Source organism: Streptomyces sp. NPDC029152, assembly GCF_055564355.1.
Genome location: NZ_JBVHWR010000018.1, coordinates 41,552 through 53,278, shown reverse-complemented (window position 1 = coordinate 53,278; position 11,727 = coordinate 41,552). Strand labels below are relative to the sequence as shown.

The following is an 11,727-nucleotide window of genomic DNA, read 5'->3' as shown; positions in this document are numbered from 1 at the left end:
TGGGGCGAAGGTGGCCGTCTCCGGCTCACACGGCGCCCGCCCCCGTCAGCGACCGGACTTCCGTCTCGGCGTACCTGGCCTCGTCGGGGGCCTCCGTCGAGGTGACCGTGCCGAGCCAGCCCGCGACGAAGCCCAGCGGGATCGAGACGAGGCCGGGGTTCTGCAGGGGGAAGTACTGGAAGTCGGCGTCCGGGAACAGCGACTGCGCGCCGCCCGACACCACGGGCGAGAGCAGCACGAGCACCACGGCCGGGATCAGCCCGCCGTAGACCGCCCACACGGCGCCGCGTGTGGTGAAGCGGTGCCAGAACAGTGAGTAGAGCAGCACCGGCAGATTGGCGGACGCGGCGACGGCGAAGGCCAGTCCCACCAGGAAGGCGACGTTGAGGTCGCGGGCGAGCAGACCGAGGGCGATCGCGACGGCGCCGATGCCGACGGCGGCGACGCGCGCCACCGCGACCTCGCTGCGCGGCCCGGCGTCACGGCGCCGCAAGGACGCGTAGAGGTCGTGCGCCACGGATGCCGAGGAGGCCAGGGTGATGCCGGCGACCACCGCGAGGATGGTGGCGAAGGCGACGGCGGCGACGACCGCGAACAGGACCGTGCCACCGGTGGAGTCCGCCCCGCCGCCGAGGTCGAGCGCCAGCAGCGGTACCGCGGTGTTGCCCGCCGCGTTCGACGCTCGTACGGCGTCCGGCCCGACGACGGCGGCGGCACCGAAACCGAGCACGATCGTCATCAGGTAGAAGCCGCCGATGAGACCGATCGACCAGACCACCGACCGCCGCGCCGCGCGGGCGGTGGGCACGGTGTAGAAGCGGGACAGGATGTGCGGCAGTCCGGCCGTGCCCAGGACCAGGGCGAGTCCGAGACTGATGAAGTCGAGGCTGGAGGTCCAGTCACCGCCGTACGCCAGTCCGGGTGCCAGGAACGCCTCGCCGTGACCGCTGCGCTCGGCCGCCGTGCGCAGCAGCCGGTCGGCGTCACCGTGGAAACGCACCAGGACGAGTGCGGTCAGTGCCATGGTGCCGCCGAGCAGCAGAACGGCCTTCACGATCTGGATCCAGGTGGTGGCCCGCATCCCGCCCAACGACACGTAGATCACCATCAGCGCGCCGACGCCGATGACGGTCCAGGTCCGCGCCGCGTCACCCGTGCCCCCGAGCAGCAGTGCGACCAGGCTGCCCGCGCCCACCATCTGCGCCACCAGGTAGAGGACGGACACGGTGACCGATGAGGTGCCCGCCGCGATCCGCACCGGCCGTTCCCTCATGCGCGCGGCCACGACGTCCGCGAGGGTGAACCTGCCGCAGTTGCGGACGAGTTCGGCGACCAGGAACAGCACGACGAGCCAGGCGACCAGGAAGCCCACCGAGTAGAGCATGCCGTCGTAGCCGTAGAGCGCGATGAGGCCGGAGATGCCCAGGAAGGAGGCGGCGGACATGTAGTCGCCCGCGATGGCGAAGCCGTTCTCCATCGGGGAGAAGAGGCGGCCCCCCGCGTAGAACTCCTCCGCCGATCCGTGCCGGTGGCGGCTCACCCACGTCGTGATCCCCAGGGTGACGGCGACGAAGGTGCTGAACAGCAGCAGGGCCAGCGTCTGGTGGTCACCCGTCATGAGGCACCGCCTCGGACGCCGCGGGTCAGTTCCTGGGTGTCCCAGCGCAGTTCGAGCGCGGCACGGTCCCTGCGCAGCCGGGCGTGCCGGGCGTACGCCCAGGTGAGCAGGAAGGTCGTGAGGAACTGTCCGAGCCCCGCCAGCATCGCCACGTTCACGGCCCCGGCCACCGGACGGGCCATCAGTCCGGGCGCCGCCGTGGCGGTCACCACGTAGGCGACGTACCACGCGAAGAAGGCGGCGACCGCCGGCACCACGAACCTCCGGTACCGGCTGCGGACCTCCTGGAAGGCCTCGCTGCGCTGCACCTCCAGGTACACGTCGGCCGTGTCCCGAGGGGCCTTCCCCGCCGCACCCGGGCGCATCGGGGGCACCGCCGCCACGGGAGCTCCCGCGCCCGCCGGCTCGCCCCAGCCGGAGGCGAGGGCGTCGTACCAGGGGTCGTCGTACCTCGGGCTCGCGGATACCTCGGCACCGGCCCGGTCCCGGCCCTCGCGGTGGTCGACCGCGACGTCGGGGCCGTCCCCGGCGTCGCGGGGGCGATCATTGCTTGACTGCATGCCCAAGGATGGACAGAACGGGAAGATCCCCGACTCTTCTTCCTCATCCACTTCACCCCATCAGGTGACCCGCACCGCTGGTGGTCACACGGGCCCGGGCCCGGGGGACGGCTAGGCGTCGATGCGCGACCGGTCCAGCGTCGCCGCCGAGTTGGAGATGAACTCCTTGCGGGGGGCGACGTCGTTGCCCATCAGCAGATCGAAGACCTGCTCGGCGGATTCCAGATCGGTCAGGTTGATCCGGCGCAGGGTACGGCGGCGCGGGTCCATGGTGGTCTCGGCCAGCTGGTCGGCGTCCATCTCGCCGAGGCCCTTGTACCGCTGGATGGAGTCCTTGTACCGGATGCCCTTGGTCTGGAACTCCATGAGCTTGTCGCGCAGCTCGCGGTCCGAGTACGTGTAGACGTACTTGTCCTGGCCCTTCTTCGGCTGGCTGAGCTCGATGCGGTGCAGGGGCGGCACCGCGGCGAAGACCCGGCCGGCCTCGACCATGGGCCGCATGTAGCGGTGGAACAGGGTCAGGAGCAGCGTCCGGATGTGGGAGCCGTCCACATCCGCGTCGGTCATCATGATGATCTTGCCGTAGCGGGCCGTGTCGAGGTCGAAGGTGCGGCCCGACCCGGCTCCTATGACCTGGATGATCGCGCCGCACTCGGCGTTCTTCAGCATGTCCGTCACGGACGACTTCTGGACGTTGAGGATCTTGCCGCGGATCGGCAGCAGGGCCTGGAACTCGGAGTTCCGGGCGAGCTTCGCCGTGCCCAGCGCGGAGTCGCCCTCGACGATGAACAGCTCGCTGCGGTCGACGTCGTCGCTGCGGCAGTCGGCGAGCTTCGCGGGCAGCGAGGAGGACTCCAGGGCCGTCTTGCGGCGCTGTGCGTCCTTGTGCTGGCGGGCGGCGATGCGCGTACGCGCGGCGGCGACGGCCTTCTCCATGACCACGCGGGCCTGCTGGGCCGCGTCTCGCTTGGTCGAGGTCAGGAACGCCTTGAGTTCCTTGCTGATCACGTTGTTCACGATGCGGCGGGCCGCCGAGGTGCCGAGGACCTCCTTGGTCTGCCCCTCGAACTGCGGCTCGGCGAGGCGGACCGTCACGACCGCAGTGAGGCCCTCCAGGGCGTCGTCCTTGACGATGTCGTCCTCGGCGACGCGCAGCAGTTTCTTGGCCCGCAGCACCTCGTTCATCGTCTTGGCGACCGCCTGCTCGAAGCCGGCGACGTGGGTGCCGCCCTTGGGCGTGGCGATGATGTTGACGAACGACTTGACCGTGGTGTCGTACCCGGTGCCCCAGCGCATCGCGACGTCGACCCCGAGCTCGCGGGTGACCTCGGTGGGCGTCATCTGCCCGTACTCGTCGAGGACCGGAACGGTCTCCTTGAAGGTGCCCTGTCCACTGAAGCGGAGGACGTCGCAGACGGGCCTGTCGCCGGCCAGGAACTCGCAGAACTCGCTGATGCCGCCGTCGAAGCGGAAGGATTCCTCGCCCTTGCTGCCGCCGTCGCCGAGACCGAACTCGTCACGGACGACGATGGTCAGTCCGGGCACCAGGAACGCGGTCTGACGGGCGCGCTGGTGCAGCGTCTCCAGGGAGAGCTTGGCGTCCTTCAGGAAGATCTGCCGGTCGGCCCAGTACCGCACGCGCGTGCCGGTGCGGCTCTTGGGGATCTTCTTGGCCTTGCGCAGTCCGCTCCCGGCCTCGAACCCGGCGTCCGGGCCCGCGCCCGCGAACGCGCCCGGGACCCCGCGCCGGAAGCTGATGGCGTGGGTGTTCCCGCCGCGGTCCACCTCGATGTCGAGCCGGGCGGACAGGGCGTTCACCACGGACGCGCCGACGCCGTGCAGGCCGCCCGAGGCGGCGTACGAGCCGCCTCCGAACTTGCCGCCGGCGTGCAGCTTGGTCATGACGACCTCGACACCGGACAGACCGGTCTTGGGCTCGACGTCGACCGGGATGCCCCGGCCGTTGTCCCGGACCTCCACCGACGCGTCGTCGTGGAGGATCACCTCGATGTGGTCGCAGTAACCTCCGAGAGCCTCGTCGACGGAGTTGTCGATGATCTCCCACAGGCAGTGCATCAGGCCACGGCTGTCGGTCGATCCGATGTACATGCCCGGACGCTTGCGCACGGCCTCGAGCCCCTCGAGGACGAGCAGGTGCCGCGCGGTGTAGTTGGATCCGTCCCGGTCTGCTCCTGCCAGCAGCGCAGTGGACGGCACGGACGTCTCGGCGGTCACGCGGTTCGCTCCTCGCTGAATTTCAGATGGGGCCCCGCTGGGTAAGGGCGCGGCTCGGTTCACCGGTCAGAGGGTACCGATGCCTGGTGGAGCCGGTGTAACGCCACCCTCGCGGAAGACTCACCCTAGTCCACGGTCGTATACTTGTTCGATACCTCGATGGAGTGAAGTACACATCACGTTCCCTTCGAGGCATGAACCATTTAGGCTCCGGGCACGTCCTCTTGAACAAACCGGCAACCCAGCCGGCGGGACCGATCCACTGACCGACTGTGCGAACCCGTACGACACAGAGACACGCAATACGGCACATTCGCCGCCAACCGGCAACAGCCGGCCACTCGGAAGAAATTTTTTCGAGGAAAAGCCACGAGCGGGAACGTTTTGGGGCTGGTTGGATGTTGACCCTGGTACGACAGCTCGTCGAGCTAGAGAAGAGGCGACGTGACTACTGTTCTGACTTCCGCGAGCCCGCTGACGGCCGCCGATCGCTGCGACCGCTGCGGCGCCCAGGCATACCTGCGCGTCGTTCTGCTGAGCGGCGGAGAGCTGCTCTTCTGCGCCCACCACGGTCGCAAGTTCGAGCCGGAACTCAAGAAGATCGCCGCTGAGATACAGGACGAGACGGAGCGGCTGACGGCCGTTCCCGAGTCTTCCCCCGAGGAAGACCGCTGACGCTGCGCGCCCAACGACGAGCGACTCGGCACAGGCCGAACGGACGGGCGGCCGCCTCCGGCACGGAGGCGGCCGCCCGTGTTCGTGTCCGGTGAGCCCTTCGGAGCGCGTCAGGCGCCCTGGCCCCGGTGGGGGGTCCTGTCCCAGCCCAGCACCCGCAGAGCGGCGGAGATGCGCGTGTACACCCCGGGGTTGCCGGGACGCCCGCACCCTTTCCCCCAGGACACGAGTCCGATGAGTCTCCCCCGGGCGACCAGCGGTCCCCCGCTGTCCCCCTGGCACGCGTCGCGACCGCCGGCTTCCACTCCGGCGCACAGCATGCTGCTGGGCAGGTACCTTCCGTCACCACCCCCCGGGTACGCCCGTGCGCAGAGGGTGTCGGACAGTACGCGCACGCGTGACGCCCGCAGGCTGTTGGCGTAGTCCCCCGCGCCCGAGGTGTCCCCCCACCCGTAGACCAGCGCTCCGGTCTCCGGTCCGTAAGCGGGGTCCCCGTCGGCCGCCATGCCTATGACCGAGCCGGCGGGAAGGGCCCGGGAGAGGGTGAGGACGGCGAAGTCGCCGGCGTTGCTGATCTCGTCGTGCGCCGGGTTCACCCAGACGTCGCGCACGGGGATCTCGTCCCCCTCGTCCGAGAGCAGGTCCGTGCGCCCCGCGATGACCTTCAGGTCACGCACTCGTTCGGGCGGGGATCCCAGGACCTCCTCACCCAGGCAGTGGGCCGCCGTGAGCACGGTGGCCGGGCCGACGGCGACTCCTCCGCAGAACTGACCCGCCCGTGTACCCCCGAACCGGTCACGACTGGACAGGGCCACGGTCCACGGACTGTCGGACACGTCGACCGGAAAGCCTCCGACGACGATGCTGTCGGTGGAGGCGGAAGCAGGGGCGGAGGCGGATGCGGGGGCGGCGGACGCCAGCGGTATCGCGGTCGCCACGGCCGCCAGGACGAGCGGCCGGGTCATTGCCCGGACGAAGGGGCGACGCATGCGGACTCCTCACTGAGGGTGTTCAGGGAACACCCAGAGTGATCCACTCCGTCGCGCCTCGCACCCGCTGGTCAGCACGAAGGCCCGGTCCCCACCGGGGGACCGGGCCTTGCCGGACGTACGCCCGCCTCGGCGGGACGTGCGGCCGCTGCCTAGTCGAGGTAGTCGCGCAGCACCTGGGAGCGCGACGGGTGACGCAGCTTCGACATGGTCTTCGACTCGATCTGGCGGATGCGCTCGCGCGTGACGCCGTACACCTTGCCGATCTCGTCGAGGGTCTTCGGCTGACCGTCGGTGAGACCGAACCGCATGGAGACGACACCCGCCTCACGCTCGGACAGGGTGTCCAGGACGGAGTGCAGCTGCTCCTGGAGGAGCGTGAAGCTGACGGCGTCGGCCGGGACGACGGCCTCGGAGTCCTCGATGAGGTCACCGAACTCGCTGTCGCCGTCCTCGCCCAGCGGGGTGTGCAGGGAGATGGGCTCGCGGCCGTACTTCTGGACCTCGATGACCTTCTCCGGGGTCATGTCGAGTTCCTTGGCCAGTTCCTCCGGGGTGGGCTCGCGGCCCAGGTCCTGGAGCATCTGGCGCTGCACACGCGCGAGCTTGTTGATGACCTCGACCATGTGCACCGGGATACGGATGGTGCGGGCCTGGTCGGCCATCGCGCGGGTGATCGCCTGCCGGATCCACCAGGTGGCGTACGTGGAGAACTTGTAGCCCTTGGTGTAGTCGAACTTCTCGACCGCGCGGATCAGACCGAGGTTGCCCTCCTGGATCAGGTCCAGGAAGAGCATGCCGCGGCCGGTGTAGCGCTTGGCCAGGGAGACCACCAGGCGGAGGTTGGCCTCCAGGAGGTGGTTCTTGGCGCGGCGGCCGTCCTCGGCGATGATCTCCAGCTCACGCTTGAGCTTGGGCGCGAGCTTGTCGGAGTTCGCCAGCTTGTCCTCGGCGAAGAGACCCGCCTCGATGCGCTTGGCGAGTTCGACCTCCTGCTCGGCGTTGAGCAGGGGGACCTTGCCGATCTGCTTGAGGTAGTCCTTGACCGGGTCGGCCGTGGCGCCGGCCGCGGCGACCTGCTGGGCCGGAGCGTCGTCCTCGTCCTCGTCGGACAGCACGAAGCCCGCGTTCTCGGTGCCCTCGGGCTCGTCGGTCGCGCCCTTCGGCTCCTCGATCACCTCGTCCTCGAGGAGATCGCCGTCGTCCTTCTTGGCGGTCGTCTTCTTGGCCGCCGTCTTCTTGGTGGTCGCCTTCTTCGTCGCCGCCTTCTTGGCGGTCGCCTTCTTGGCCGCCGCCTTCTTGGCCGGCGTCTCCTCCTCGACCGCGGCGTCGGCGGCGGGCGCCGCCGAAGTGGCGGGGGCGGCGACCTTCCGGCTGGTCACCGTCTTCGCCGCGACCGTCTTGGTGGCGGTGCGCTTGGCGGGGCTCTTCGCTGCGACGCTCTTTCGGGTGCGCTTGGGCTCTGCGGCACTGACCATCAGCGTCACACCCTCTTCCTCGAGGATCTGATTGAGGCTGCGCAGTACGTTCTTCCACTGAGTGGCCGGAATCTGGTCAGCTTCGAAGGCCCGACGCACGTCATCGCCGGCGATCTGCCCCTCAGCCTTTCCCCGCTCGATGAGCGCCATGACAGAGACGGACTCGGCGATCTCCGGCGGGAGCGTACGGGATGTGCTGGCCGACACGAACAACCTCTCGGAACGTTGGAAAACGGCTTCCGGCCCTGTCCACGGCGGACAGGAGCCGACCGCCGGCTTGGGGATGGGCCGACGGCGCGGGCGGGGGCCGGGGAGATGCACAGCGCCGTGAACGGCGTCCGTATTCCCTCCGCGGCTGTCACCTCTTAGGTCATCGCGTTGTCCCCACGAGCGTTACGCCCAATCCGCGTGGCCCGAGTCACACCCCGTAAGCATTCAAAACCTGTCAATCAGATACAAAGGAGGTCACCAAACGCTCCCGTCCGACCGCGCATGGGGTCGACCACGCATGGGACCCGAGCGTTTCGTCACATCGTCGGAACGGAACACCGTCGGACCTCGCGGGGACCCGAAGATCCCGCGAGGTCCGCGGCGGCGGCGAACCGGCCGGCCGCACCGGAGGAGGGGGCCGGTGCGGCCGGCACGCGCCGTGCCGGCGGAGCGCGGTCAGTGCTCGCGCGGGGCGGGCACCACGCGGTCCACCTCGGGGTGGACGGTCAGGAGCTGGCGCATGGCCGACTCGGCCGCCGCGCCGTCCCCGGCCGCCAGGGCCTCGACGATGCGGCCGTGCTGCGCCAGCGAGGCGTCGTTCGGCCGGTCGCAGCCCGTGACCGGCCCGCCGGAGACGTGGAGGGCGGCGGACACGATCCCCGAGAGGTGGCCCAGCATGCGATTGCCGGCGACCTGGATGAGCAGCGTGTGGAACTCGGCATCGGCACGCGAGAAGGTGAGCGCGTCGCCCTGCCCCATGGCGTGTCCCATGATCCCGACCATGTCGCCCAGCCGCTGCTGGACGTCCTCGCGTCCGTGCCCGGCGGCCAGGCGTGCGGCGAGCGGCTCGATGGTCCAGCGCAGTTCGCTGAGCTCGCGGCGCTGGTCGTCGCGCTGCGGCCCGAAGGCACGCCATTCGATGATGTCGGGGTCGAGGAGGTTCCAGTCGCTGACGGGGCGTACCCGCGTGCCGACGTTGGGACGGGCACTGACCAGGCCCTTGGCCTCCAGGACACGGAGCGATTCACGGACGACGGTACGGGAAACCTCGAAACGCTGGCCGATCTCCTCGGGCACCAGGGGGCGGTCGGCCCCCAGATCGCCCGAAACGATCATCTGGCCGAGCTGCTGGACGAGTTGCCCGTGCAGTCCGCGTCCGCGGCTGCCCGCGGCGCGCCGGCCCACACGTCCCAGCTCGGGCTCCACGCCTTCCCAGGCGGGGACCCCCACACGGTCGGCGGCGGGCGTCTCGGCGAAGGGATAGCGGTCGAGTTCGCCCGGGTTCGTGAGGCCGGAGTCGGCGGAGCGGGCGGCGGTCATCATGGTGTGCGCAAGGGTAGTCACGCATCTTTTGTCGGCCGCGTCCCCAACTCCCTTGAGGGCTTTGGTGAAAAGCACACGAAAGGGTGATCGCTCACACCGTCGCAATTGACGCCTTATCGGAAAGAAATGGGCTTTCCCCGGGGAGTTGCGCACACGGTCGAACCGGAAGGGAACGGACGGCTGTCATCGGGTCCTGCCGCGCAGGGTCAGGAACAGATACGCGCAGAGCAGAGCCGTGAGCGACAACGTCATTGCGCTGCCCACGGGTTGGGCGAGCACCCGCAGGGCTTCGCCGAGGTAGCGCTGCCCGCCGAAGGGCCACTGCGTCAGGAGCACCTCGCGCAGCCTCATCGGGAAGCCGACGGCGGTCCGCACGGACGGGCCCTGCCAGACCTTTTGTACGAGGGGTACGACGAGGACGGGAACGGCGACCACCGCGGCGAGCCCGGCCGTCGTGGACCGGAAGATCCCCGCGGCCAGCACACCGGCCCAGGCGCATCCGACGCAGAGCCCGAGCCAACCGGCGCACAGTACGGGCCAGCCGGCGGGAGCCCGTGAGAGCTCCGGTCCGTAGAACAGGTGGAGCACCTCGGCGTCGCAGCCCACCGTGAGGGCGGCCAGCACGATCGCCGTGGCCGCGGAGACGACGAGTTTGGCGGCCAGCAGCCCCAGCCGGCGGGGCACGGTGCCGCGGTCCGCCGCCAGGGCGGGGTGACGGAACTCGTCGCCGAAGGCCAGCGCACCGAGCAGTCCCGCGCCGAGCGCGGTGGGCGGCAGCGGCAGCTCCCGCGGCCACGCGGCCAGCAGGCGTGGCTGCGGGGTGTGCCCGACGCGGGCGAGGACCACGGCGATGACGGCGGACACGAGCAGGACGACCGTCCCGGTGAAGAAGCCGGTGCCGATGCCGGTCGCACGGCGCAGCTCGTACCTGAGCGGGCGGAGGGGGCTCGGGGCGGAGCGGACGGAGATGGGGGGCGGGAGGGGGGACGGGGGCCGGCCGGAAGCCGCTGCGACGGGGGCGAGCGCGGCACGCGTTCGCGGTGCCGGTGCCCCCAGGGGGGCGGGAGCCGTGTGCACGGGTGCGGGGCGGGAGGCGTCCGGCGCCGGGGTGGTCTCCCCGGCCTCCGGTTCGGCTTCGTTCCCGGCCCGGGGAGCGTCGTCCGGCACGGACACCTCGGGAGCCGAAGGGCCCGCTTGGACGCCGGGGGACGGCGCCTCGTCGCGTGCGGGCCCGGGCTCGCCGGCGCGACGGGACGGTTCGGTGGCGGCGGATCTGGGTGCGGCGGCCCGCGGAGCGCCGGCGGGGCTGGGAATCCGGTACGGGCCGGCCGTCCCTGGCGCGTCGGCGGGCACATGCCGTGGGTCGGCGGGTGAGGGGCAGGCGTCCAGGGTGGTGGGGTGGATGCCCGGGGTGGAGGGGACGGCGTCGGCGGCCGAGGGGTTCGTCCCGGTGGCCGACGGATCGGCGCGGGTGACGCCGGGGCCCGTGCCGGTGGCCGACCGACCGGCGTCGGTGGTCCCGAGGCCCGTGCCCGTGCCGGTGCCGGTGCCGGTGGCCGGAGAACCGGTGCCCGCGGCCGAAGGGTCCGATCCGGTCGTCCGGCGGGAGCCCGGGGACGGGCTGCCCTCGACGGCCCGATGCCACCGGACCGGATGCACCCGTCCCGCGGGCGACGCGTCCGCTCCCGGCCCCATGTCACCTACCTCGTCGGCCAGTTGGTGCACGAGGATGCCGTGCCGGAAGGCGGTCTCGCCGATGTCGGCGCACGTACTGCCGTACACGGCGAGACGATTGCCGCTCTCCTGCACGACCTCGACGGAACGACGGCCCGTGCGGGCCTCCTTGACCAGGAGGGCGGCGAGACGGGCCGCGTGCGGGCTGCGCACGGCGACGCGGGGGCGCAGGCGGGTCCGGGAGAAGTCCGCGGCCTCCTGGTCGGCGACGACCCTGCCCTTTTCCAGCGTGACGACGCGGTCGGCGGTGCGCGCCGCCTCCTTGGGGTCGGAGGTGCTGAACAGGACGGTGCCGCCCTGCGCCGTGTGGGCGCGCAGGGCGCCGTGCAGCCAGCGGGCCTCGCCTGGGGAGAGCGCGCCGGCCGGATCGTCGAGCACCAGGGTGTGCGGATCGGCCAGCAGCGCGCAGGCCAGGCCGAGGCGCCGGTCCGCACCGCGCGCCAGGGTGCCGAGGCGTTCGTCGCGCAGACTCACGAGGCCCACCGACTCCAGGACTTCGTCACCGCGCCGGACGGGGACACCGGCAGCCGCGCACAGCATCCGCAGATGACCGCGGACGGTGCGGGACGGGTGGCCCGGCACATCGCCCAGCAGCACGCCGACTTCGCGCGAGGGGTGGGCGATGCGGTGCAGGGGGCGGCCCCTGAAGTAGGTGGTGCCACGGCCGCGTTGGAGTTCGAGCATGAGTCTGAGCACCGTCGTCTTGCCCGCGCCCGGGGCTCCGAGCAGTGCGGTGACGCGGCCCGCGCACGCCTCGAAGGAGACGTCGTCGACAGCGGGGGGATGCTCCTTGCGGGGGGTGCTGGTCAATCCGAAGGCCTGGATCACCCGCAGCAAGATAGCGCGCCATGCTCTTCTTTTCGGGCACCGCGCGCATTTTCGTACATAAGTGGTCGATCATGCCG

At 70.8% G+C, this 11,727-nt stretch carries 8 protein-coding genes; 1 reads left to right on the top strand and 7 read right to left on the bottom strand.

Annotation, left to right across the window (positions count from 1 at the left end):
* Positions 1–25 precede the first annotated feature (25 nt).
* The 3 genes from ACZ4V6_RS29715 to ACZ4V6_RS29705 all read right to left on the bottom strand — a co-directional run bounded on the left by ACZ4V6_RS29715 (position 26) and on the right by ACZ4V6_RS29705 (position 4,413).
* Complete coding sequence (locus ACZ4V6_RS29715; protein ID WP_467833465.1) at positions 26–1,618, bottom strand: solute symporter family protein; 1,593 nt, start codon at positions 1,616–1,618, stop codon at positions 26–28.
* Positions 1,615–2,178: a DUF485 domain-containing protein gene (locus tag ACZ4V6_RS29710; protein WP_467833463.1), complete on the bottom strand. Its 564-nt coding sequence runs from the start codon at positions 2,176–2,178 to the stop codon at positions 1,615–1,617. Before ACZ4V6_RS29710 ends, ACZ4V6_RS29715 begins: the two co-directional genes overlap by 4 nt.
* 111 nt (positions 2,179–2,289) lie before the next feature.
* Positions 2,290–4,413, bottom strand: coding sequence for a DNA gyrase/topoisomerase IV subunit B (locus ACZ4V6_RS29705; RefSeq protein ID WP_467833461.1), 2,124 nt, complete (start codon positions 4,411–4,413; stop codon positions 2,290–2,292).
* A 444-nt stretch (positions 4,414–4,857) separates the two neighbouring features.
* Between ACZ4V6_RS29705 and ACZ4V6_RS29700 the strand changes: the two genes are divergently transcribed.
* Positions 4,858–5,088, top strand: coding sequence for a DUF7455 domain-containing protein (locus ACZ4V6_RS29700; RefSeq protein ID WP_189231826.1), 231 nt, complete (start codon positions 4,858–4,860; stop codon positions 5,086–5,088).
* Between the two features lie 110 nt (positions 5,089–5,198).
* Here the strand turns inward: ACZ4V6_RS29700 and ACZ4V6_RS29695 are convergent, their stop codons facing one another.
* The 4 genes from ACZ4V6_RS29695 to ACZ4V6_RS29680 all read right to left on the bottom strand — a co-directional run bounded on the left by ACZ4V6_RS29695 (position 5,199) and on the right by ACZ4V6_RS29680 (position 11,650).
* Positions 5,199–6,077 carry a serine protease gene (locus tag ACZ4V6_RS29695; protein WP_467833459.1) on the bottom strand — a complete coding sequence of 293 codons (879 nt, stop codon included), beginning with the start codon at positions 6,075–6,077 and terminating at the stop codon, positions 5,199–5,201.
* 152 nt (positions 6,078–6,229) lie between these two features.
* Positions 6,230–7,762 (bottom strand): RNA polymerase sigma factor, encoded by a 1,533-nt coding sequence (locus tag ACZ4V6_RS29690; RefSeq protein WP_467833458.1) that lies wholly within the window; start codon positions 7,760–7,762, stop codon positions 6,230–6,232.
* A 459-nt stretch (positions 7,763–8,221) separates the two neighbouring features.
* Entirely contained in the window at positions 8,222–9,109 is an 888-nt protein-coding gene (locus ACZ4V6_RS29685; RefSeq protein WP_467833456.1) for a FadR/GntR family transcriptional regulator, read from the bottom strand.
* Between the two features lie 162 nt (positions 9,110–9,271).
* A complete protein-coding gene (locus ACZ4V6_RS29680) occupies positions 9,272–11,650 on the bottom strand; it encodes an ABC transporter ATP-binding protein (protein ID WP_467833454.1) in 2,379 nt (792 codons plus the stop codon).
* Positions 11,651–11,727: the final 77 nt, after the last annotated feature.